Origin of the sequence: Actinokineospora sp. UTMC 2448, from assembly GCF_024760565.1 — a bacterium.
GTDB lineage: Bacteria > Actinomycetota > Actinomycetes > Mycobacteriales > Pseudonocardiaceae > Actinokineospora > Actinokineospora fastidiosa.
The window spans coordinates 817,168-838,655 of sequence record NZ_CP031087.1 but is presented as its reverse complement, the minus strand read 5'-3'; the positions used below and the strand labels follow the sequence as shown (position 1 = coordinate 838,655).

The following is a 21,488-nucleotide window of genomic DNA, read 5'->3' as shown; positions in this document are numbered from 1 at the left end:
CCGTTGGTGACAAGTCTGGCGCGCGACGATGAGCCCACCGTGAGAGTGACCTGAGACGTCCCTGAGAAACCGTGATCCCGGAGCGTGACCTTCCGGGCAGGTTCACCCGATTTCGGGACAACCGGCGCTAACCTGCCTCCCTGTGGCACCGGATACGCCCGTCGTCGAGGACGACTCGCTGAGCGCCGCGCGGGCCCGCGCGGCGGCGCTGGGCTGCCCGGCCATCGCCCCGGGCGTCGGGGCGGCGCTGCGGTTCCTGGCCACCGTACTGCGGGCGAAGGCCGTCGTCGAGATCGGCACGGGCACCGGCGTCAGCGCCCTCTACCTGCTGCGCGGCATGGTCTCCGACGGCGTGCTGACCTCGATCGACGTCGAGCCGGAGCACCAGGCCGAGGCCAAGCGGGCGCTGCGCGCGGCGGGCATCGCCCCCGGCCGCACCCGGCTCATCATGGGCCGCGCGCTCGACGTGCTGCCCCGGCTCACCGACGGCGGCTACGACCTGCTGTTCGTCGACGCCGCCAAGGGCGACTACGCCGCCTACCACGACGAGGCCGTCCGCCTGCTGCGCCCGGGCGGCGTGCTGGCCTTCGCCGACGGCGCGAACTTACGCGACCTCGTCCGGGCCGTGCGCGCCGACGACCGCCTGGTCCCCCTCACGCTGGCCGACGGCCTGCTCGTGGCCGCCAAGAGCGGCGAGCTCACCCGGCTCTGAAGCCCTTCCCCAGGACCACGACCTCGCCCGCGCTGACGGTGTACTGCGCCCGGTCCAGCTCGGGGTCGACGCCGATGCGCACGCCGTCGGAGACCACCACGTTCTTGTCCAGGATCGCCCGCCGGACGGTCGCGCCCTTGCCGATGCGGGTGCCCGGCAGCAGCACGCTGCCTTCCACGACCGCGCCGTCCTCGATGACGACGTCGGAGAACACCACCGACCGCAGCACCGAGGCGCCGGAGATGATCGACCCGGGGCCGACGATGGAGTCGCGCGCGGTGCCCTCGTGCACGAACTTCGCGGGCGGCAGCGGCGGCGTGGCGGTGCGGATGGGCCACTCGCGGTTGTAGAGGTTGAACACCGGGTGCGCGGAGACGAGGTCCATGTGCGCCTCGTAGTAGGCGTCGATGGTCCCCACGTCGCGCCAGTAGCCGCGGTCGCGCTCGGTGGCGCCGGGCACGTCGTTGTCGTCGAAGTCGTAGACGTGCGCCACCCCGGCGTCGACCAGCATGGGGATGATGTCGCCGCCCATGTCGTGGACGGAGTCGGGGTCGGCAGCGTCGGCGCGCAGGGCCTCCAGCAGGGTGCGGCAGGAGAAGATGTAGTTGCCCATCGACGCGAAGGTGACGTCCGGGTCGTCGGGCACCGACGGCGGGTCGGCGGGCTTCTCCAGGAACCGGGTGATGCGCCCGTCGGCGGCGGAGTCGATGCAGCCGAACGCGCGCGCCTCGGCCCTCGGCACCCGGATGCCCGCGACGGTGACGCCCGCGCCGGACTCGATGTGCCGGGCGAGCATCTGCGCGGGGTCCATCCGGTACACGTGGTCGGCGCCGAAGACCGCGATGTAGTCGGGCTCCTCGTCGTAGACGAGGTTCAGCGACTGGTAGATGGCGTCCGCGCTGCCGGTGTACCAGCGCTTGCCCAGCCGCTGCTGCGCGGGCACGGGCGTGACGTACTGGCCGAGCACGTTCGACAGCCGCCAGGTCGTGGAGATGTGCCGGTCCAGCGAGTGCGACTTGTACTGGGTCAGCACGCACAGCTGGTGGAAGCCCGCGTTGACCAGGTTGGACAGCACGAAGTCGACCAGCCGGTAGTTGCCGCCGAAGGGCACGGCAGGCTTGGCCCGGTCGGCGGTCAGCGGCCAGAGCCGCTTGCCCTCGCCGCCCGCGAGCACGATCCCGAGTACGCGCGGCTGCCCTTTCACGAGGTGGACACTATTCGCCCCGGGCGATCACGGCCAGATGCGACACGGCGGGCCGCGCGTCGTTGACACCGCGTTCACCCGGCCGCCGCACCGCGTTCGCGCACCTGGTCGACGGCTACCGTTCGACCTGTGCGGATCGGATTGCTGACGAGGGAGTACCCGCCGGAGGTCTACGGCGGGGCGGGCGTGCACGTGGGCTTCCTGGTGCCCCGACTACGCGAGCTGGTCGAGGTGGACGTGCACTGCTTCGGCGCGCCCCGGGAGGGCGCCGTCGCGCACAACCCGCTCGGCCTCGAGGACGCCAACGCCGCGCTGCGGACGCTGTCGGCGGACCTGTCGATGGCGGCGGCGACGGCGGGCGTGGACCTGGTCCACTCGCACACCTGGTACGCCAACATGGCCGGTCACCTGGCCGCCCTGCTGCACGGCGTCCCGCACGTGGTCACCGCGCACTCGCTGGAGCCGCGCAGGCCGTGGAAGGCCGAGCAGCTCGGCGGCGGCTACCGCGTGTCGTCCTGGGTCGAGCGGACCGCGTACGAGGCCGCGGCCGCCGTCATCGCCGTCAGCGAGGGCATGCGCGCCGACGTGCTGGACTGCTACCCCTCGCTCGACCCCGACCGCGTGCACGTCGTGCGCAACGGCATCGACACCGTCGAGTACCGGCCGGTGCCCGAGACCGACGCGCTGCGTCGGTTCGGGGTGGACCCGGACCGGCCGATCGTGCTGTTCGTCGGGCGGATAACCCGGCAGAAGGGCCTCGCCCACCTCGTCGCCGCCGCCCACGCCATCGCGCCGGACGCGCAGGTCGTGCTGTGCGCGGGCGCCCCGGACACCCCGGAGATCGCCGAGGAGACCAGGGCGGCGGTGGCCCGGCTGGCCGCCGCGCGCGAGGGCGTCCACTGGATCCAGGAGATGCTGCCCGCCGCCGAGCTGCGGCAGTTCCTCACGGCGGCGACAGTGTTCGTGTGCCCCTCGGTGTACGAGCCGCTGGGCATCGTGAACCTGGAGGCGATGGCGTGCGCGACCGCGGTGGTGGCATCCGACGTGGGCGGCATCCCGGAGGTCGTGGCGCACGGCGAGACGGGCCTGCTGGTGCGCTACTCGGCGGACACCGACGCCTACGAGGCGGGCCTGGCCGACGCGGTGAACGCGCTGCTCGCCGACCCGGCCAGGGCGGCGGCGATGGGCGCGGCCGGGCGGGCGCGCGCCGAGCGGGAGTTCTCCTGGGAGTCGGTGGCGGCGCGGACCGTCGAGGTCTACCGGGCGGCTGAGAGCTCGGTCAGGAGGTGAGACGTACGGTGGTCCGCGTGGGACCTCGGTTCACCCGGTACACGGTCGCCTCGCTGACCGCGACGGGCATCACGCAGCTGGTCCTGTGGGTGCTGTACTCGCAGGCCAGCGTGGGCGCGCTGACGGCGAGCACGATCGGGTTCGCCGCGGGCGCGCTCCCGCACTTCGTGATGATCCGCTGGTGGGCGTGGGGCCAGCGGGGCAGGCCGAGGCTGACCCGCCAGGTGGTGGGCTACCTGGTGGTGACGGCCCTGGGCGGGCTGGTGTCGGTCGGCCTGACCACGCTGGCCGACGCCCTGGTCGGCCCGGTGATCGACGACCGGGGCTCCCGCACGCTGGTGCTGAACCTGGCCTACGTCCTCGGCGGGCTGCCGGTGTTCGTGGCCAAGTTCGCCCTGCTCGACCGCCTCTTCGGTCAGCCGGAGAGCGACTCGGCCAGGCCCACAAGCGTCCGCGCCGCGAAGCCGGTCGCGCCGGGCACGACGTCGCCGTAGGACTTCTCCGCGCGCGCCGGGCCCGCGATGTCCAGGTGCGCCCACGGCAGGCCGCCGGTGAACTCCCGCAGGAACAGCGCCGCGGTGATGCCGCCCGGGCCGGGCGGGCACTGCCGCAGGTCGGCGATGGTGGAGACGACGTCGTCGGCGTGGTCGTCCAGCAGCGGCATCCGCCACCACGCCTCGCCCGCGGCCGCGCCTGCGGCGTCGATGCGCGCGGCGAGGTCGTCGTCGGTGGCGAACAGGCCGCCGGTGCGCAGGCCGAGGCTGACCTTCATGGCCCCGGTCAGGGTGGCCACGTCGACCAGCAGGTCGGCGCCGAGGTCGCGGTGGCCGTAGACGAGGGCGTCGGCCATGACCATCCGGCCCTCGGCGTCGGTGTTGACGACCTCGGTCGTCTGCCCGCCGTAGTGGGTGACGACGTCGCCGGGGCGGTAGGCGGAGCCGGAGATGTGGTTTTCGGCACACGCCACCAGCGCGGTGATCCGCACCGGGAGGCCGAGCCGGGCGATGGCGATGGTGGCCGCGGCGACCGCGCCGCCGCCCGCCATGTCCGTGCGCATGAGGTGCATGCCGTCGGCTGGCTTGACCGAGATGCCGCCGGTGTCGAAGGTGATGCCCTTGCCGACGAGGACCAGGTGCGGCCCTCTCGCGCCCGAGGGGGCGTAGGTCAGCTCCAGCAGCCGGGGCGGGCGCGCCGAGCCGCCGCCGACGGCCAGCAGGCCGCCGAAGCCGCGCTCGGCCAGCCACCGCTCGTCGCGCACCACGACGTCCACACCGGACACCTTGGCCGCGGCCCTTCCGATGGTCTTGACCAGCCAGGCGGGGTCCTTGACGTTCGACGGGGTGTTGGCGAGGTCACGGGCGAACGCCGTGGCCCCGGCCAGCACCTCGGCCCGCCGGGCCACCGCGCCGATCCGCTCGCGACGGTCCGGATCGGACACGACCAGCCGCAGCCCGCGCAGCCGGGGCGCCTGCTCGGCCCCGGAGACGGTGAAGCGGTAGCCGCCGAGCAGCACGCCGCGCACGAACGCGGCGATGGCGTCGTCCGGGAGGTCGGCGGGCGGTTCGAGTTGGAGGGAGCGCTCGGCCTGCGGGGTCTCCGCGGTGAGCCGGTCCTGGGCGGTCCTGGCCAGCGCGGCCCCGGCCGCGCCCCAGTCCGCCGCCGCGCCCGCGCCGACGCCGACCACCCAGCGGGCGGCGGCGCCGGGGGGCGCGGGCTGGACCTCACCGGCCTTGCCGGTCAGGCCCAGCGCGGTCGCCCAGTCCGGGGTGAGCCCGGGGTCGCCGAAGGTCGGCTGGCCGCCCTCGTCGGCGGGACGAGCGATGACGACGGTCGGCACGCCCGCGCGCGGCGCGGCGGCGACCTCGACGGCGGGCAGCGGCGAAGGCACCGTGGGCACCGGCGTGGGCAAGCGTTCCTCCGGGTTGACGGGTGGGGAAGGGAGGGGTCGGGTCAGCCGACGGCGTTCTTGAGAGCCTCGCCGAGGTTGGCCGCCTCGTCCGGAGTCATCTCCACGACGAGCCGCCCGCCGCCCTCCAGCGGGACGCGCATCACGATGCCCCGGCCCTCCTTCGTCACCTCGAGGGGACCGTCACCGGTCCGGGGCTTCATGGCCGCCATAGCGTGCTCCCTCCGTCATAGCCTGCCTACCAGGCCGGGAGGAACCGGCCGGGCTGTCGCTATTCTCCCCTATCCGGTCGCGGCGGTGAAATCGGAACCGATCATCGCGTGTCGGTGACCGGCCACGATGGTGGCGCGGGGCCGGTTCGGACTGACAGACTCACTCCACGTGCGTGCCCGTTCGGCCCTGTTCGACGTCTACGGCGCCTACCTGCGCGGGCGGGGCGGCGCGGCCACCATCGCCGCCCTGGTCCGGCTGCTGGCCCCGCTCGACTTCGGCGCGCCCGCGATCCGGACCGCGGTGTCCAGAATGGTGCGCCAGGGCTGGCTGACCCCGCGCCGCCTGCCCGACGGCCCCGGCTACGCGCTGACCGAGCGGGCCGAGCGGCGGCTGGCGGAGGCCGGGTCGCGGATCTACCGGCTGGGCGCTTCCACTTGGGACGGCCGCTGGCACGTGGTCGCGCTGTCCGAGCTGCCCGCCCGCACCGCCCGCGACCGGCTGACCTCGTCGCTGCGCCTGCTCGGCTACGGCCCGCTCGGCCCGGCGACCTGGGTGGCCCCGCGCCCGTCGGCCGGGCTGGACGAGGTGCTGGCCGCCGAGGGCGTGCGCGCCCGCGTCTTCCACGGCGCCCTGGACGGCGACGACGCCGACCTGGCCGCCAGCGCGTGGGACCTCACCGAGCTGGGCGCGGAGTACGCGGGGTTCGTGGCCGAGTGGTCGGCCCGGTTGTCCGGTGTGGACGCGACGGACCCGGCGGCCGCGTTCGCGGCCTGCCAGCGCCTGCTGCACGCCTGGCGCAAGTTCCTGTTCCGCGACCCGGGCCTGCCCGAGGACCTGCTGCCCACGCCGTGGCCGGGGACGGCCGCCGCGGCGTTCTTCGACACCAGGACCGCGTTGTTCGCCCCGGCCGCGGCGGAGTTCGTCGACGGCTGTTTGACCACCGGCCGCAAAACGGCCTGACATCGGAGGTTGGCTTGACCGCGCTGCTCACCGAGGACCGCGACGGCGTCCGGACGCTGACGTTGAACCGACCGGACGCGTTCAACTCGCTGACGGTGGAGCTCAAGGAGGCCCTGCTCGCCGCCCTGGTCGCCGCCGCGGCGGACGACGCGGTCCGCGCGGTGGTCCTGACGGGCGCGGGCAAGGCGTTCTGCGCGGGCCAGGACCTCAAGGAGCACATGGCCCTGCTGGCCGCGAACGACCCGGCCCCGCTGTCGACCGTCGAGGCGCACTACAACCCGATTGTGACGGCGATCACGGCGCTGCCGAAGCCGATCATCGCCGCGGTCAACGGGATGGCAGCGGGCGCGGGCGCGTCCTTCGCCTACGCGTGCGACCTGCGCGTCGCCGCGGACTCGGCGAAGTTCCTCATGGCCTTCGCCAACGTGGGCCTGACCGCCGACTCGGGCGCGTCGTGGACCCTGCCCAGGCTGATCGGCTACGGCCGCGCCATGGAGATGATGCTGCTCGCCAAGCCCGTGTCCGCCGAGGAGGCGCTGCGGGTCGGCATGGTCACCCAGGTGGTCCCGGCCGCCGAGGTCCTGCCGGTGGCCCACGCGCTGGCCGCGCGGATGGCGGCGGGCCCGACCACGGCGTACGCCAAGATCAAGGAGGCCATGCTGGCCTCGGCGGGCGGCTCGCTCGCCGAGGGCCTCGCGGTCGAGGGGCGCACGCAGGCGGAGGCCGGTCGCACCGCCGACCACCGCGAGGCGGTCGACGCGTTCGTGGCCAAGCGCGAGCCGGGGTTCACCGGGCGCTAGCCCGCCAGCAGGTGGCGACGTGGTCGTCGACGATGCCCGTGGCCTGCATGAGCGCGTAGCACGTCGTCGGCCCGACGAAGGCGAACCCGCGCCGCTTGAGCTCCTTGGCCATCGCCTTGGACTCCGGGGTGACGGCGGGGACGTCGGCCAGCGTCGCGGGGCGCGCGCCGGGCCGGTCGGGGGCGAAGGACCACAGCAGGTCGTCGAGCGGGACGTCGAGGTCGAGCACCGCGCGCGCGTTGCGGATGGTCGCGTCGATCTTCGCCCGGTTGCGCACGATGCCCGCGTCGGCCATCAGCCTGGCCACGTCCCCGTCGCCGAAGGCCGCCACGGCGGCGGGGTCGAAGGCCGCGAACGCCGCCCGGAACGCCTCGCGCTTGCGCAGGATCGTGATCCACGACAGGCCCGACTGGAACGCCTCCAGCGAGATCCGCTCGAACATCTCCCGGACCCCGCGCAGCGGCGTGCCCCACTCGGCGTCGTGGTACTCGACGTACTCGGGCGTGTTCGCCCACCCGCACCTCATACCCGGGACTCCGCGAAGTCGGCGAACCGGCGCAGCGAGTGGCGCACGCCCAGCCGGAACGCCGGGCCCGTCAGCCGCCACGCGACCGCGCCCAGCGGCCCCAGCGGCGGGACCAGCCGCTCCCACCACACCAGCGTGCTGCGCGAGACGCCCCGGGGCTCGACGCGGAAGCCGCCCGTGCCGCGGACCAGCCTGCCCACGTGCGCGACCTCGCAGGCCACCGGCGGCTCCCAGCGGGTGATCTCCATGCGGTCAGTGAACCGCAGGGGTCCGACAGCCGTGCGCGCCGCCAGCCGCGAGCCGAGCCTGCCGTCGCCCGAGGTGACCCGGACGCGGGTGCCCAGCATCCACACGCCCTGGTTGTGCCAGTCGGTGACGGCGGCCCAGACGACCGCGGCGGGCGCGACCACGTCGACCCGCTCCACGACGTCGATCACCGGTCGGCGGGCTCCGGCGCGCGGGCGGCCTCCAGCTCGGCGACCCGGGCGCGCAGGGCGTCCAGCTCCTCGCCGGTGCGCCGCAGCACCCAGTCGACCTCGGCCATCTTGTAGCCGCGCAGCACCAGCTGGAAGCGGACGGCGCGCAGGTCGTCGCCGGTCAGCCCGTCGGCGGGCAGGCGGGTGGGCGACGCGCCGGGCGGCAGCGCGGGCAGCTCCTCGCCCCGGCCGAACACCACCGAGGCGAGCAGGAACACCACGGCCGCCACCAGGACCATGACGACGAGGTACACAAGCGCGGAGGTCACGGGGCCGATGGTGGCACGTCCGGCCCCGCCCGCGCACGGTTAACCCGCCGTGAACTTCAATGAACGGTGCGCGAGCACGAGTATCCGCCCGTGCACGATGAACATCCCGGCGCCCACCGCCAGGCACGGCAGGGGCATCAGCAGCCGGGACATGTCCAGGCTCGCGGTCGCGGTGAGCAGCACGACCAGGTTCAGCAGCAGCACGAACGACCCGGCCGCGCCGAGGAACCCGGCAGCGCGGCCCAGCCTGCGGGTCTCGACCCCGCGCCGGGACAGCAGCCGCCCGGCGAGCAGCGCCAGCCCGGCAAGGCCCATCACGACCCAGCCGATCCAGTCGTTGACGTCGGCCACCGCGCGGTACCACTCGGGCACCGGCCCGCCGTACTCCGACCACGAGCCGATCCACACCAGCTGGTTGGTCTGCCACAGCGCGTGCATGACCGGGACGGCCACGAGCACCGACTTCAGCGCCCGCGCGCCCTCGGCGACGCCCAGCTCGGCCTGGTAGGCCCTGGCCAGGCAGGTCAGGTCGCCGAACTCGGCCACCGCGCGCCCGCGCGGGTCGGGGTGGCCCGCCGCGGCGTAGGCCTCGGCGGCGTCGTCGAGGCCGTCGCGGGCCTCGGCGAGCAGGTCGGCCTTGGCCGACGACGGCCCGCGCAGCCGCGCGGACAGCGCCGCGATGTAGTCGGCGATCGGATCGCTCACGCCTGTGTGGGCCACGGTCCGCCTCCCAGGATCCCGTCGATGGCCGCCGTGAACTCCCGCCAGGCGGACCGCTCCGTGGCCAGCGCCCGCGTGCCCGCCGGGGTCAGCCGGTAGGTGCGGCGCTTGCGCCCGCCCACGGTGCTCCACTCGCTGACCAGCAGCCCGCCGCGCTCCAGCCTGCGCAGCGCCGGGTACACGGTCCCGGTCGGCAGGTCCAGCGCGCCGCCGCTGCGGGCCTGCAGGGCCTCGATGATCGCGTAGCCGTGCAGCTGGCGGCCGTCGAGCACGGCCAGCAGCAGGGCGTCGAGGTGGCCGCGGAGGGCGTCGGCCTTCATGCAGCAGACCTTACGGACCCCGGCGCCGCCTCCGGACCCTGGTTCGACCCTGATGTCTCCCGGATCACCGCCATAGGTAGACACGCTACATGTAGCCTCCAAACCTATGGATGCGCTCGTGCTCGCCCGGCTGCAGTTCGCCGTGACGACCTCGTTCCACTTCTTGTTCGTGCTGCTGACCCTCGGGCTGGTCACCCTGGTCGCGATCACGCAGACCCGCGCCCATCGCCGGGGCGATCCCGTGCTGTGGCGGATGACCCGGTTCTGGGGCCACCTCTACGTGATCAACTACGCGGTCGGCATCGCCACCGGGATCGTCATGGAGTTCCAGTTCGGGCTGAACTGGAGCGGGCTGTCGGCCTTCGCGGGCGATGTGTTCGGCGCGCCGCTGGCGGTGGAGACGCTGGTCGCGTTCTTCCTGGAGTCGACGTTCCTCGGCCTGTGGATCTTCGGCTGGGACCGGCTGTCCCCGCGCCTGCACCTGGCGCTGATCTGGCTGGTCGCGCTGACCGCCTACGCGTCCGCGCTGTGGATCATGAGCGCGAACGCGTTCCTGCAGCACCCGGTCGGCTACGAGCTGCGCGACGGCGTGCTGCGGCTGACCGACTTCGGCGCGCTGCTGTCCAACCCCACCTTCGGGTCGGCGCTCCTGCACGTGCTGACCGCCGCGCTGCTGACCGGCGGCGTGGTGATGGCGGGCATCAGCGCGTGGCACCTGCTGCGCGGCACCGCCGAGACGGAGTTCTTCCGGCGCTCGATGCGCCAGGGCGTCATCGCGGCAGCGGTGAGCGCGCCGTTCGTCGTCGGCGCGGGCATCGCCCAGTTCCCCATCATCAACGAGCTCCAGCCGGACAAGCTCGGCGAGGACACCGGCGCGCTGGGCATCCCGCTGGCCCTGATGATGAACATCGGCGTCGTCCTGCTGATCACGAACCTGGTGCTGGCGCACATGCGGAAACGCCAGCCGAGGTGGGCGCTGTGGCTGGCGGTGCTGGCGATCCCGTGGCCGTTCGTGGCCGCCATCAGCGGGTGGGTCTTCCGCGAGGTGGGCAGGCAGCCGTGGCTGGTCTACGGCCTGCTGCGCACCGAGGACGCGGCCAGCCAGACCGATCCGACGACGATGCTGCTCTCGTTCGTCGCCTTCACCGCCATGTTCGCCGCGCTGGCGTTCCTCGACTGGCGGCTGCTCGCCAAGGTCGCCCGGCGCAGCCCGGTCTCGACCCCGGAGTTCGTCCCCCAGGAGGTGCGGGCGTGGTGACGCTGTGGTTCGTCCTGCTCGGCGTGCTGTTCGCCGGATACTTCGCGCTCGCGGGCGCCGACTACGGAACCGCGCTGCTGATGCGCGCCGCCCCGCCGGAGCGTCGCCGCGAGGTGCTCGCGGCGACGGGCCCGTTCTTCCTCGGCAACGAGGTGTGGCTGGTGGCGGCGGTCGGCGTCCTGTTCGGCGCGTTCCCCCGGCTGGAGGGCGAGCTGCTGTCGGCGCTGTACCCGGTGCTGGTGGCGCTGCTGGTCGCGCTCATCGGCTACACGGCCGCCGTGCAGCTGCGGGGCCGGTGGCACGCGGGCGCCAAGGCGGGCTGGGACGCGCTGATCGTCGGCGGGGCCGGGATCGTGGCCGTCGGCTGGGGCGTGTTCCTGGGCGCGCTGCTCAACGGCCTGCCGCTGGACGCGGACGGCCACCGCTCGGGGAGCCTGTTCTCCCCCGTCGCGGTCGTGTCCGGGCTGGCCTTCGCCGCGCTGGTCGCCGTGCACGGCGCGGTGTTCCTGACCTGGCGCTCCACTGTGGACGTCCGGCGGCTCGTGCCGGTGCTGTCCCGGGTCGCCGCGGTCCTGGTCGGCGCGGTCGTGGCGCTGGCGGCGGTGGGGGTGACCGGCGTCGAGCCGCTGATCGCGGCGCCCGGCGCGGTCGCGGTGATCGCGCTCGTGCTGGTGGCGCCCCGGCTGAGCCCGGCGCGCGCGACGCTGTGCACGGGCCTGGCGTGCGGGCTGCCGGTGCTGGTGATCGGGGCGGCCCGCTGGCCGGTGGCGCTGGCCTCGACCGCCGACCCGGCGGGCACGCTCACCGTGGCCGAGGCCGCCGCCGGTCCGGCGACGCTCGGGGTGCTGGTGTGGTTCGCCGCGCTCGTGCTGCCGCTGGTGGCGGCGTTCCAGGGCATGTGCTGGTGGGCCTTCCGGGGCGACCGTCGCCCGGTGTTCTGGTGAGGACCCTTCCGGGCGGCCGCGGGTACCTGGCGGTCCTCGGCGCGTTCGGGGCCGCCACGGCGGTCGCGGTGCTGGTCCAGGCGGAGCTGCTGGCGTCGTTCCTGGTGGAGCCGACCGTCTCGGCCGCCGTGGTCGCCGGTCTGGCGATCGCGGCGCGGGCCGGGATCGGCTGGGCGCGCGAGGTCGTCGCGGCCCGCACCGCGGCCCGGGTGACGCACTCGCTGCGCACCCGGGTCATCGACGGCGTGCCCGGGGACGCAGGGTCGACGGTCACGCTGCTCACCCGGGGTCTGGACGCGCTGCGCCCCTACCTCACCGGGTACCTGCCCGCGGTGGCGGTAGCGGCGGTCGTGCCGCTGGCGGTCCTGGTGCGGCTGGCGTTCGTCGACCTGACCTCGGCGCTGGTGGTCGCGCTGACGCTGCCGCTGGTGCCGGTGTTCGCCGCGCTGGTCGGCAAGCACACGGCAGCGCGCACCCAGTGGGCGGCGCTGGCCCGGCTCGGCGGGCACTTCCTCGACGTCCTGCGCGGCCTGCCGACGCTGCGGCTGTTCCAGCGGGTGCGGGCGCAGTCGGAGACCGTGCGCGCCATGGCCCGCGCCCACACCGACCTGACCATGCGCACGCTGCGGGTGGCGTTCCTGTCGGCGCTCGTGCTGGAGCTGGTGGCGACGCTGTCGGTGGCGCTGGTGGCCGTGCCGGTCGGCCTGCGGCTGCTCTCCGGCGGGGTGGCGGCGCACACCGCCGTGCTGATCCTGGTGCTGACCCCGGAGGCGTACCTGCCGCTGCGGGCTGCGGGGGCGCGCTTCCACGCCAGCACGGACGGCCTGGCCGCGCTGAACGCGGCGCTGGCCGTGCCGCGCCCGCCCGCGCGCGGCACCGCCCGCCCGCCGGACCCGCGCGTCGCCGACATCGCCTTCGAGGGCGTCACGGTGTCCTATCCGGACCGGGGCGCGGTGCTGCGGTCGGTCGACCTGCGGATCGAGCCGGGCGAGCGCATCGCGGTGGCCGGGCCCAGCGGCGCGGGCAAGAGCACGCTGCTGGCGGTGCTGCTCGGCCTGGTCACGCCCTCGGCGGGGCGGGTGGCCGTCGGCGGGGTCGACCTGCGCGAGCTGGACCCGGCGGCCTGGCGCGCGCACCTGGCCTGGGTGCCGCAGCGGCCCTGGCTGTTCGCCGGGAGCGTGCGCGCCAACGTCGCGCTCGGCGGCCCGGACGTCGACACCGCGCTGGCCGCCGCGGACCTGGCCGGACTGGACGGCCCGGTCGGCGAGCTGTCCACCGGCCAGGCCCAGCGCGTCGCCCTCGCCCGGGCGCTGGCGAGGCCCGCCGGGCTGGTGCTGCTGGACGAGCCGACCGCGCACCTCGACGGCACCGGCGAACGCGTGCTCCTGACCGCCTGGCGGGCACTCGACCAGACCTCGCTGGTGGTCGCGCACCGCCCGGTGTTCCTGCGGGAAGCCTCCCGCGTGCTGATCGTGCGGAGCGGGGTGGTGGTGTGAGGATCGTCGGGGCGGCGGCGGCGTCCGTGGGGGCGGAGCTGGCCGGGGTCGGGCTGATGGCCACAGCGGGGTGGTTGCTGCTGCGGGCGGCCGAGCGGCCGCAGCTGGGGGCGTTGGCCATCGCGATCGTGCTGGTGCGCACGCTGGCGCTGGGGCGGGGCGGGCTGCGCTACGGCGAGCGGTTGGCCGGGCATCGCGCGGTGTTGGAGTACGTGACCGAGCTGCGCGGGCGCATCTACGACGCCGTCGCCCGGCGGCGGGACGCCCTGTCGCACGGCGACGCGCTGAGCCGCCTGGTGTCCGATGTGGACGCCGTGCAGGACGCGGTCCTGCGGTGCCTGCTGCCGTGGATCACCGCGGCCGTCGTCGGCCTCACCGCGGCGGGGGCGGCGTTCCTGGTCGATCCGAGAGCGGGCGCGGTCGTGCTGGCCGGGCTCCTCGCGGTGGCCCTCGCCGGGGTCGTGCGCTCCCCCGACACCACCGGTCCCGCGTTGCGCGCGCGGCTCGCGGAGGAGGCCGACGAGCTGATCGGCGGCGCTCCCGAGCTGGCCGTCTTCGGCGCGACCGGCCGCTTCCGGGATCGCGCCGTCGCGACCTCCGCGCGCATCGCCGCGCTGGACCGCGCCGCGCCGGACGGGGTCGCCTCGGCGTTCGTCGCGGTCGTGGGCGGGGCGACGGCGCTGGCGGCGGGCGTGCTGACCGCGCACCGCGGGCTGCCGGTGGCGGCCGCCGTCGTGCTGGGCCTGCTCGGCGTCTTCGAGACGGCCATGCCCGCCGTGGTCGCCGCCCGCCGCTGGCCCGCCGCCCGCGCCGCGCTCGCCCGCATCCGCGACCTGCTCGCCATCACCCCCGACGAGCCCGCGCCCACGGGCGAGGTCCGGCTCGTCCGCGCCACCGTCGCGGGCCGGGTGTCCGAGGTCGACCTGGAGGTGCCAGCGGGCCGCAAGATCGCCCTGGTGGGACCCAGCGGCTCCGGGAAGACGACCCTGTTGCGCCTGATCGAGGGCAGTGTCCGCCCCACCGGCGGCGCCGCGGTGGCCGCCGACCCGGACGTCGTGCGCGGCGCGTTCGCCGACGACCACGTCTTCACCGCGACGCTGCGCGACAACGTCCTCCTGGGCGTCGACGCCGAACCGGACGACACCGTGCTGGCCCCCTGGCTGTCCACCCTCCCGGACGGCTGGGCCACCGAGCTGAGCGCGACCACCCTGTCCGGCGGCCAGCGCGCCCGCCTGCTCCTGGCCCGCGCCCGCACCGCGCGACCGGACGTCCTCCTGCTGGACGAGCCCGTCGAGGGCCTGGACCCGGCGACGGCGGACGCGCTGCTCGCCGACGTCCTCACCCGCCCGGGCGCGGTCGTCGTCGCCACCCACCGACTGGGCGCGCTACCGCACGCGGACGAGATCCTCGTCCTGGACAACGGCCGTGTCGTGCAGCGCGGAAACCATGACGTGCTCGTCGAGCAGGCGGGCTACTACCGCGACCACTGGCTCAGCGAACGGGCCCTGGACGAGTTCGCACGTCCCGCATCGGCGGGCGGTCGGCGACCGGGACCGTGAGGGTGTCCGGCAGCCATTCGCCGCCGACCTGCACGAACTGGGTGAGCCGGTCGGAGGCGACCGGCACGCCGCAGCGGGCGAAGACCGTGCCGAGGATCTGCCTGGCCATCACGCCCAACTGCTGCAGCGAGCGGTTGCGGTGCTTGCGGACACCGAGGTTGACCTGCGCGATCCCGTCGAGGCCGTAGGCGGTGTGGGCGTCGAGCAGCAGGCCGATCTCCACGCCGTAGCCGCCTGCGAAGGGCACCGACTCCAGGAACGCCCGGGTGCCCGCGTACTCGCCGCCGAGGGGCTGGATGACCTCGGACAGCTCGGGGCGCAGCGCGGCCAGGACCGGGCGGGCCAGCAGCTCGGTGACCCGGCCGCCGCCGGTGCCGTGCTCGGCGGACTCCACCCGCAGCGGGCGGCGGTAGAAGCCCTTGACCAGGTGCACGCCCGAGGCGGTCAGCAGCGGGCCGAGCAGGGCGGGGACGAACGCCGGGTCGGGGTCGACCAGGTCGGAGTCGAGGAAGACCAGCAGGTCGCCGGTGGTGGCGGCCAGCGACCGCCACAGGACCTCGCCCTTGCCGGGCAGCGGCGGCAGGTCGGGCAGGACGTCGGCGCGGCGCACGACCCGCGCGCCCGCCTCTGCGGCCACCCGCGCGGTGCTGTCGGTCGAGCCTGAGTCGAGCACCACCAGCTCGTCCACCAGGGTGCCCAGCAGCGGCCGGACCGAGGCCACGACCGCGCCGACGGTGGCCTCCTCGTCCAGCGCGGGCAGCACGACGCTCACCGTGCGCGCGCCCTTGGCCAGCACGAGTTGCGAAACCGTCCACTCCGGACTCTGCCAGGTCCGGTCGGCGAGCAGGCGCTGGTCGTTCACGCCAGCGCCCGCACGGCCCGGGCGGGCGGCCGGGTCCCGGCGATGCCCGCCACCATGTCCACCACGTGCCGGGTGCGGCGGACCTCGTGGGCGCGGAAGACCCGCGCGCCCGTCCACGCGGCGACCGCGGTGGCCGCCAGCGTCCCGTCCACCCGCTCGCCCAGCTCCACGCCCAGGGTCTCGCCGACGAAGTCCTTGTTGGACAGCGCCATCAGCACCGGCCATCCGGTCGCCACCAGCCGGTCGAGGTGGCGCAGCAGGGCGAGGCCGTGCCAGGTGTTCTTGCCGAAGTCGTGCGTCGGGTCGATCAGCACGCCCTCCCTGGGCACGCCGATGGCCACCATCCGCTCGGCCCGCGCGACCAGCTCGTCGACCACCTCGGCGACGACGTCGTCGTAGCGGACGCGGTGCGGGTCGGTGCGGGGGGCGGCGCCGCCGGTGTGCGAGCAGACGATGCCCACGCCGTGCTCGGCGGCGACCTCGGCCAGCCGGGGGTCGGCGCCCGCCCAGGTGTCGTTGATCAGGTCCGCGCCCGCGGCGCACACCGCGGCGCCGACCTCGTGGCGCCAGGTGTCGACGCTGATGACCACGCCCGGGTGCCGGTCGCGGACCGCCTCGACCATCGGCACGACCCGGCGGGCCTCCTCGGCGGCGTCCACCGGCTCCCCGTGCGAGCCCGCCCGCACCCCGCCGATGTCGACGATGTCCGCGCCGTCGGCGACGGCCTGGTCGACGGCGGCCAGCGCGGCCTCGGCGGCGAAGGTGGCGCCGCGGTCGTAGAAGGAGTCGCGGGTGCGGTTGACGATCGCCATGACGAGCGCGCGATCCTGGGGGACGGTGCGGGCGCCAAAGCGAAGGACAGTCACGACTCCCCACTTTACCGACGTGAGGCAGGTCTCCTCGGGCTCGGTGGGGTCGGGTGCGGGGAACTACAGTTGAACCCGACTGAGGAGGACCAGCCGTGTTCTACCGCGCCCTGCGTTTCTTGCTCTCGTCCCTCACGAGGGTGTTCCTCCGTCCGGTGGTCACCGGCGCGGAGCTGGTGCCCGCGAAAGGACCGGTCATCCTGGCGGTGAACCACCTGTCGGTGATCGACAGCTTCCTGGTCCCGATGATGCTCCGCAGGCCGGTCAGCTTCCTGGCCAAGGCCGAGTACTTCCAGGGCGGCTCCCCCCGCAAGCGCCTCGTCGGCACCCTGTTCCGGGCACTCGGCGCGATCCCCGTCGACCGCGACAACAGCCGCGCTGCCCTGGCGTCGCTGGACGTGGCGGGCGAGGTCCTGGACCGGGGCGCGGCCTTCGCCATCCACCCCGAGGGCACCCGCTCCCTGGACGGCAAGCTGCACCGCGGCCGCACCGGCGTCGCCCAGCTGGCACTGGAGCACAAGGCCTGCGTGGTCCCCGTCGGCGTGATCGGCACCGACCGCGTCCTCCCGGCAGGCGCCCGGTTCCCCCGCCGCCACCGCATCGAGATCCGCTTCGGCGAACCCCTGTACTTCGACCGCTACGACGGCCTCACCAACTCCCTCCCCATCCGCAGGGCGGTAACGGACGAGGTCATGTACGCCATCATGGAGCTGTCCGGCCAGGAGTACGTCGACTCCTACCACAAGCGCTCCAACGACCCAGCGGCCTGATCACGCGGGGCAGACGCACCCGACCCGCGAAGTCGCCCTGCCCGCGAAGTCACCCTGCTCGGGAGTCGCCCTGCCCGGGAGTCGCCCTGCTCGGGGGCAGCCTGCTCGGGAAGTCGCCCTGCTCGGGGCATCCGCGAGCGGGACCACGGCCGAGTTATCCACAGGCGGCCACCACGCCCCTATTGACAAGATCCTCAAGCCGGTAGCCTGGAAAATAGGGCGGTTTGCCCCCGGTTGGGGCGGGGTGCGTTCGCCGGAGCCCGGCCGACGTGGCAGCGAACCCGCGCAGCCCGGTTGCAGGCCCAGCCACCGCAGTGCGGGCCGCTGGCCATCACGGTGCCCAGCCATCGCAGTGTGCGGGCCCGGCCACCGCATGCGGGCTTGGGTCACCGCAGTGCGGGCCGCCGGTCATCGCGGTGTGGGCAGCCACCGCACTGGGGTTCCGGGTCATCGCGGCCAGGCTCCGTCGTCATCGCTTGCAGGCCGTCAGGTAGTCGGCCATCTCCTCGGCGGGTCGCACCGTCAGCCTGCGCAGGCGTCCAGGGCCTCCTCCACCGTCCGGGTGACGATCAGGGCGTTCAGGGCTGCCTCGCCGACGAAGCCTCGGCCGGACAGTTCGCGGGTCCACTCCAGCAGGCCTGCCCAGTGGTCGTCGGGGTCGAGGAGGACCACGGGCTTCTGGTGCATGCCCAGGTAGCGGGAGGTCCAGACCTCGAACAGCTCCTCGCAGGTGCCGAGGCCGCCGGGGAGGGCGAGGAAGGCGTCGGCGCGGTCGTCCATCTCGCGTTTCCGCTCGCGCATGGTGTCGACGACGATGAGCTCGTCGGCCTCCGGGTCGGCCTTCTCCAGGGCGACGAGGCCCTGGGGGATCACGCCGACGGTCTTGACCCCACCCCGGCGGGCCGCGCGGGCCAGGACGCCCATCATCGCCGCGGACGAGCCGCCCCAGACCAGGGACCAGTCGCGGGCGGCGAGGCCAGCGCCCACGGCGTCGGCGAGGTCGAGGTACGCGCGTGGGACGTTGTCGTTGGAGCCGCAGTAGACGCAGAGGCTCAGTGCGTGTCGATCCATGCCTGGTAGGCCTCCTCGACCACGCGCACGGCGTCGTCGACATCGTCGGTCAGGTGGAGCAGGGCCAGGTCCTTCTCGCCGATCTTGCCCGCGGCGTGGACGGAGTCGCGCAGCCAGTCGTAGAGGCCGGACCAGTAGTCCCGGCCGAAGAGGACGACCGGGAACTTGGTCACCTTCTTGGTCTGGACCAGCGTCAGCGCCTCGAACAGCTCGTCGAGCGTGCCGAAGCCGCCCGGCAGGCAGATGAACGCCTGCGAGTACTTGATGAACATCGTCTTGCGCGCGAAGAAGTACCGGAAGTTCACCCCGAGGTCGACCCACGGGTTGAGCCCCTGCTCGAACGGCAGCTCGATGCCCAGTCCGACGGACAGCCCGCCCGCCTCGGACGCGCCGCGGTTGACCGCCTCCATGGTCCCGGGACCGCCGCCGGTGATGGTGGCGAAGCCCGCCGCCGCCAGCGCCGCGCCGATCTTGCGCCCGGTGCCGTACTCGGGGTCCTCCCGCTTGGTGCGGGCCGACCCGAAGACGGTGACCGCGCGCGGGACCTCGGCCAGCGCCCCGAAGCCCTCGACGAACTCGGCCTGGATGCGCAGCACCCGCCACGGGTCGGTGTGCACCCAGTCGCTGGGCCCGCGGGAGTCGAGCAGGCGCTGGTCGGTGGTGGTCTCCTCGTCGCTGCGCCCCCGGCGCAGGGTGACGGGGCCGCGCTGCTTCTCGCGCGGATGCGGGTCCTCGGTGGTCACCCCGGCGAGTCTAGGGAACGCCCGGCGGGCGCGGCGGCGTCGGAGCGGGCATGACGACCGACATCGACAAGACCCTGCGGGCCTTGCGGACCAGGATCAGCGCCCTGGAGGAGCGGCGCGCCGTCGAGCGCGCCGCGCTGCCCGCCCGGCTGATCGCACCCGCCCTCGCGGCGGCGGCCGTCGTGCTCACCGCCCTCCCCTGGGTCACCGACCGCCGGGAGACGTCGACGCTGTGGGGCCTGGTCGACCAGCACGGCGGGCAGCCGTTCGCCCTGCTGGCGGCCGTGCTCGCGCTGGCCGTGACGGCGACGGCGGCCGCCTGCGCCGAGGAGGTGGCCGCCGGGGCGAAGGCAGCCGCGGTCGTCCTGGGCGCGACCGTGCCCGGCCTGCTGGTCTGGCTGGGACAGGTCGTCGACGGTGACTGGTGGCCCGCCCCGTGGCTCATCGCGGCCAGCGCGCCGGGCCTGGTCGCGACCGTTTTCAGGCGCTGACGAACCGGGTCAGCACCTGGGCGCAGCGGCGGATCTCCGACTCGCGCACGTTCTCCTGCTGGGTGTGGGCCAGGGTCGGGTCGCCGGGGCCGAAGTTGATGGCCGGGATGCCCAGCGCGGCGAAGCGCGAGACGTCGGTCCAGCCGAGCTTGGCCACCGGGGTGCCGCCCGCGGCCTCGACCATCCGCTGGGCGGCGGGCGTCGCCAGGCCGGGCAGGGCGCCCGCGGCGTAGTCGAGGACGGTCAGGTCGCCGAAGACCTCGCGCAGGTGGGCCTCGGCCTCGGCGGGCGAGCGGTCCGGCGCGAAGCGGTGGTTGACCACCAGCACGGCCTCGTCGGGCACGACGTTGCCCGCCACGCCGCCGTAGACCGAGACGGCCTGCAGGCCCTCGCGGTAGAGGCAGCCGTCGATCTCGACCGTCCTGGGGTGGTACTCCGCCAACGCGCGCAGCGGGCGCTCCAGGGCGTGGATGGCGTTCTCGCCCATCCAGCCCCGGGCCGTGTGCGCGCGCACGCCCTTGGCGCGGATCTCGACGCGCATCGTGCCCTGGCAGCCCGCCTCCACGACCGCGTTCGACGGCTCGCAGACGATGGCCAGGTCGCCGGTCATCCAGTCGCGCAGCTCGCGCTCGATGCGCGTCAGGCCGTTGCTCGCGAAGTCGATCTCCTCGCAGTCGTAGAAGACGAACGTCAGGTCGTGGCTCGGGTCGGTGACGGTGGCGGCCAGGTGCAGCATGACCGCGACGCCGCCCTTCATGTCGACCGTGCCCAGCCCGTGCAGCACGCCGTCGGTGCGGCGCAGGGGCAGGTTCTGGTTGACCGGCACGGTGTCCAGGTGCCCGGCGAACACCACGCGGGACGGCCTGCCCAGGGACGTGCGGGCCAGCACGGCGTTGCCGGAGCGGATGGTCTCCAGGTGCGGGGCCTGGCGCCGCAGCGCCGATTCGACGGCGTCGGCCAGCTCCGCCTCCTCCCGGGACACGCTCGGCACGTCCACCAGGGCGGCGGTCAGCTCGACAGGGTCAGCGGTGATATCCAGGGCGACGGTCACGTCCGGCCACGCTATACGGTGGGGCCCGTGAGCAGTGCAGACACCACCGGCGCGAGCGGCGTCGGACTGGCGACCATCACCGCAGACGGCACCGTGCTTGACGTCTGGTTCCCCAACCCCGCACTCGGCGAGCACGACGCCTCGGGCACCACGCGGACCAGCGACTTCGCCGATCAGGTCGGGCCGGACAAGGACCGCGACGTCGAGGTCGTCGCGGTGCGGACGACCATCGAGGACCTGGCCGAGGCCCCGGTCGACGCCTACGACGTCTACCTGCGCCTGCACCTGCTCTCCGCGCGCCTGGTCACGCCGCACGGCGCGAACCTCGACGGCGTGTTCGGCCTGCTCAGCAACGTCGTGTGGACCAACCACGGGCCGTGCGCCGTGGCGGGCTTCGAGGCCGTCCGGCTGCGCCTGCGCGCCCGCGGCCCGGTCACCGTGTACGGCGTGGACAAGTTCCCCCGGATGGTCGACTACGTCCTGCCCACCGGCGTGCGCGTCGCCGACGCCGACCGGGTCCGCCTCGGCGCGCACCTGGCCGAGGGCACGACGGTCATGCACGAGGGCTTCGTGAACTTCAACGCGGGCACGCTGGGCGCGTCGATGGTCGAGGGCCGCATCTCCGCGGGCGTGGTGGTCGGCGACGGCTCCGACGTCGGCGGCGGCGCGTCGATCATGGGCACGCTCTCCGGCGGCGGCAAGGAGACCATCCGGGTCGGCGAGCGCTGCCTGATCGGCGCGAACGCGGGCGTGGGCATCTCGCTGGGCGACGACTGCGTGGTGGAGGCCGGGCTCTACGTCACGGCGGGCACCAAGGTGACCCTGCCCGACGGCACGGCGACCAAGGCGCGCGAGCTGTCCGGGCAGAACGGCCTGCTGTTCATCCGCAACTCCACCACCGGGGCCGTCGAGGTCCGTCCGAGGACGGGACAGGGCATCGCGCTCAACGCCGCTTTGCACGCGAACTGACTAACCTTGGCT

At 74.4% G+C, this 21,488-nt stretch carries 25 protein-coding genes; 12 read left to right on the top strand and 13 right to left on the bottom strand.

What is annotated here, in order from left to right:
* Positions 1–142 precede the first annotated feature (142 nt).
* Entirely contained in the window at positions 143–712 is a 570-nt protein-coding gene (locus Actkin_RS04120; protein ID WP_229786399.1) for an O-methyltransferase, read from the top strand.
* On the opposite strand, the gene glgC is transcribed toward Actkin_RS04120, so the two are convergent.
* Positions 699–1,916, bottom strand: coding sequence for a glucose-1-phosphate adenylyltransferase (glgC, locus tag Actkin_RS04115; protein ID WP_189208329.1), 1,218 nt, complete (start codon positions 1,914–1,916; stop codon positions 699–701). The genes Actkin_RS04120 and glgC overlap by 14 nt on opposite strands.
* 129 nt (positions 1,917–2,045) lie before the next feature.
* Between glgC and glgA the strand changes: the two genes are divergently transcribed.
* Both glgA and Actkin_RS04105 read left to right on the top strand, forming a co-directional pair.
* Positions 2,046–3,206: a glycogen synthase gene (gene glgA, locus Actkin_RS04110; RefSeq protein ID WP_258905992.1), complete on the top strand. Its 1,161-nt coding sequence runs from the start codon at positions 2,046–2,048 to the stop codon at positions 3,204–3,206.
* A 17-nt stretch (positions 3,207–3,223) separates the two neighbouring features.
* The gene (locus tag Actkin_RS04105; protein WP_258905990.1) at positions 3,224–3,700 is read left to right on the top strand and encodes a GtrA family protein; all 477 of its coding nucleotides are present in this window, start codon (positions 3,224–3,226) and stop codon (positions 3,698–3,700) included.
* On the opposite strand, the gene Actkin_RS04100 is transcribed toward Actkin_RS04105, so the two are convergent.
* Both Actkin_RS04100 and Actkin_RS04095 read right to left on the bottom strand, forming a co-directional pair.
* Complete coding sequence (locus tag Actkin_RS04100) at positions 3,622–5,103, bottom strand: leucyl aminopeptidase family protein (protein ID WP_396122976.1); 1,482 nt, start codon at positions 5,101–5,103, stop codon at positions 3,622–3,624. The genes Actkin_RS04105 and Actkin_RS04100 overlap by 79 nt on opposite strands.
* A 53-nt stretch (positions 5,104–5,156) precedes the next feature.
* Positions 5,157–5,324 carry a DUF3117 domain-containing protein gene (locus Actkin_RS04095; protein ID WP_189208333.1) on the bottom strand — a complete coding sequence of 56 codons (168 nt, stop codon included), beginning with the start codon at positions 5,322–5,324 and terminating at the stop codon, positions 5,157–5,159.
* A gap of 169 nt (positions 5,325–5,493) precedes the next feature.
* Here Actkin_RS04095 and Actkin_RS04090 point away from each other — a divergent pair, with 169 nt between their 5' ends.
* Together Actkin_RS04090 and Actkin_RS04085 are read left to right on the top strand one after the other, a co-directional pair.
* Positions 5,494–6,285 carry a PaaX family transcriptional regulator gene (locus tag Actkin_RS04090; protein ID WP_258905988.1) on the top strand — a complete coding sequence of 264 codons (792 nt, stop codon included), beginning with the start codon at positions 5,494–5,496 and terminating at the stop codon, positions 6,283–6,285.
* A gap of 14 nt (positions 6,286–6,299) precedes the next feature.
* The gene (locus Actkin_RS04085; protein WP_258905986.1) at positions 6,300–7,085 is read left to right on the top strand and encodes an enoyl-CoA hydratase-related protein; all 786 of its coding nucleotides are present in this window, start codon (positions 6,300–6,302) and stop codon (positions 7,083–7,085) included.
* Here Actkin_RS04085 and Actkin_RS04080 read toward each other — a convergent pair.
* Genes Actkin_RS04080 through Actkin_RS04060 form a run of 5 tightly spaced genes read right to left on the bottom strand, consistent with a single transcriptional unit; the run spans position 7,072 to position 9,396 of the window.
* Positions 7,072–7,611 (bottom strand): DNA-3-methyladenine glycosylase I, encoded by a 540-nt coding sequence (locus Actkin_RS04080; RefSeq protein ID WP_189208336.1) that lies wholly within the window; start codon positions 7,609–7,611, stop codon positions 7,072–7,074. The two genes, Actkin_RS04085 and Actkin_RS04080, sit on opposite strands and share 14 nt — an antisense overlap.
* Positions 7,608–8,048, bottom strand: coding sequence for an SRPBCC family protein (locus tag Actkin_RS04075; protein ID WP_258905983.1), 441 nt, complete (start codon positions 8,046–8,048; stop codon positions 7,608–7,610). The genes Actkin_RS04080 and Actkin_RS04075 overlap by 4 nt, the downstream gene beginning before the upstream one ends.
* Positions 8,045–8,356, bottom strand: a complete 312-nt coding sequence (locus Actkin_RS04070; RefSeq protein ID WP_189208338.1) for a DivIVA domain-containing protein — start codon at positions 8,354–8,356, stop codon at positions 8,045–8,047. The genes Actkin_RS04075 and Actkin_RS04070 overlap by 4 nt, the downstream gene beginning before the upstream one ends.
* A 39-nt stretch (positions 8,357–8,395) precedes the next feature.
* Positions 8,396–9,061 (bottom strand): hypothetical protein, encoded by a 666-nt coding sequence (locus Actkin_RS04065; protein WP_189208339.1) that lies wholly within the window; start codon positions 9,059–9,061, stop codon positions 8,396–8,398.
* The gene (locus Actkin_RS04060) at positions 9,058–9,396 is read right to left on the bottom strand and encodes a PadR family transcriptional regulator (RefSeq protein ID WP_189208340.1); all 339 of its coding nucleotides are present in this window, start codon (positions 9,394–9,396) and stop codon (positions 9,058–9,060) included. The genes Actkin_RS04065 and Actkin_RS04060 overlap by 4 nt, the downstream gene beginning before the upstream one ends.
* A 106-nt stretch (positions 9,397–9,502) precedes the next feature.
* Between Actkin_RS04060 and Actkin_RS04055 the strand changes: the two genes are divergently transcribed.
* Genes Actkin_RS04055 through Actkin_RS32555 form a run of 4 tightly spaced genes read left to right on the top strand, consistent with a single transcriptional unit; the run spans position 9,503 to position 14,653 of the window.
* Entirely contained in the window at positions 9,503–10,654 is a 1,152-nt protein-coding gene (locus tag Actkin_RS04055) for a cytochrome ubiquinol oxidase subunit I (RefSeq protein WP_258905982.1), read from the top strand.
* Positions 10,648–11,598 carry a cytochrome d ubiquinol oxidase subunit II gene (locus tag Actkin_RS04050; RefSeq protein WP_258905980.1) on the top strand — a complete coding sequence of 317 codons (951 nt, stop codon included), beginning with the start codon at positions 10,648–10,650 and terminating at the stop codon, positions 11,596–11,598. Before Actkin_RS04055 ends, Actkin_RS04050 begins: the two co-directional genes overlap by 7 nt.
* Positions 11,595–13,094 (top strand): thiol reductant ABC exporter subunit CydD, encoded by a 1,500-nt coding sequence (gene cydD / locus Actkin_RS04045; RefSeq protein ID WP_258905978.1) that lies wholly within the window; start codon positions 11,595–11,597, stop codon positions 13,092–13,094. The genes Actkin_RS04050 and cydD overlap by 4 nt, the downstream gene beginning before the upstream one ends.
* Complete coding sequence (locus Actkin_RS32555) at positions 13,091–14,653, top strand: amino acid ABC transporter ATP-binding/permease protein (RefSeq protein WP_309569110.1); 1,563 nt, start codon at positions 13,091–13,093, stop codon at positions 14,651–14,653. The genes cydD and Actkin_RS32555 overlap by 4 nt, the downstream gene beginning before the upstream one ends.
* Here Actkin_RS32555 and Actkin_RS04030 read toward each other — a convergent pair.
* The gene (locus Actkin_RS04030) at positions 14,586–15,515 is read right to left on the bottom strand and encodes a glucosyl-3-phosphoglycerate synthase (RefSeq protein WP_229786404.1); all 930 of its coding nucleotides are present in this window, start codon (positions 15,513–15,515) and stop codon (positions 14,586–14,588) included. The genes Actkin_RS32555 and Actkin_RS04030 overlap by 68 nt on opposite strands.
* Positions 15,512–16,327 carry a dihydropteroate synthase gene (folP, locus tag Actkin_RS04025; protein ID WP_258907845.1) on the bottom strand — a complete coding sequence of 272 codons (816 nt, stop codon included), beginning with the start codon at positions 16,325–16,327 and terminating at the stop codon, positions 15,512–15,514. Before folP ends, Actkin_RS04030 begins: the two co-directional genes overlap by 4 nt.
* 194 nt (positions 16,328–16,521) lie before the next feature.
* On the opposite strand from folP, the gene Actkin_RS04020 reads away from it, so the two are divergent.
* Positions 16,522–17,151 (top strand): lysophospholipid acyltransferase family protein, encoded by a 630-nt coding sequence (locus tag Actkin_RS04020; RefSeq protein WP_229786408.1) that lies wholly within the window; start codon positions 16,522–16,524, stop codon positions 17,149–17,151.
* Positions 17,152–17,673: 522 nt separating this feature from the next.
* Here the strand turns inward: Actkin_RS04020 and Actkin_RS04015 are convergent.
* Entirely contained in the window at positions 17,674–18,222 is a 549-nt protein-coding gene (locus Actkin_RS04015) for an LOG family protein (RefSeq protein WP_258905973.1), read from the bottom strand.
* Positions 18,204–18,965, bottom strand: a complete 762-nt coding sequence (locus tag Actkin_RS04010) for an LOG family protein (RefSeq protein WP_258905972.1) — start codon at positions 18,963–18,965, stop codon at positions 18,204–18,206. Before Actkin_RS04010 ends, Actkin_RS04015 begins: the two co-directional genes overlap by 19 nt.
* A 50-nt stretch (positions 18,966–19,015) precedes the next feature.
* Here Actkin_RS04010 and Actkin_RS04005 point away from each other — a divergent pair, with 50 nt between their 5' ends.
* A complete protein-coding gene (locus Actkin_RS04005; RefSeq protein WP_258905971.1) occupies positions 19,016–19,456 on the top strand; it encodes a hypothetical protein in 441 nt (146 codons plus the stop codon).
* On the opposite strand, the gene dapE is transcribed toward Actkin_RS04005, so the two are convergent.
* Complete coding sequence (dapE, locus tag Actkin_RS04000) at positions 19,446–20,507, bottom strand: succinyl-diaminopimelate desuccinylase (RefSeq protein WP_258905969.1); 1,062 nt, start codon at positions 20,505–20,507, stop codon at positions 19,446–19,448. The genes Actkin_RS04005 and dapE overlap by 11 nt on opposite strands.
* A gap of 27 nt (positions 20,508–20,534) precedes the next feature.
* On the opposite strand from dapE, the gene dapD reads away from it, so the two are divergent.
* Entirely contained in the window at positions 20,535–21,476 is a 942-nt protein-coding gene (dapD, locus tag Actkin_RS03995) for a 2,3,4,5-tetrahydropyridine-2,6-dicarboxylate N-succinyltransferase (protein ID WP_258905966.1), read from the top strand.
* The last annotated feature ends 12 nt before the right edge of the window (positions 21,477–21,488 follow it).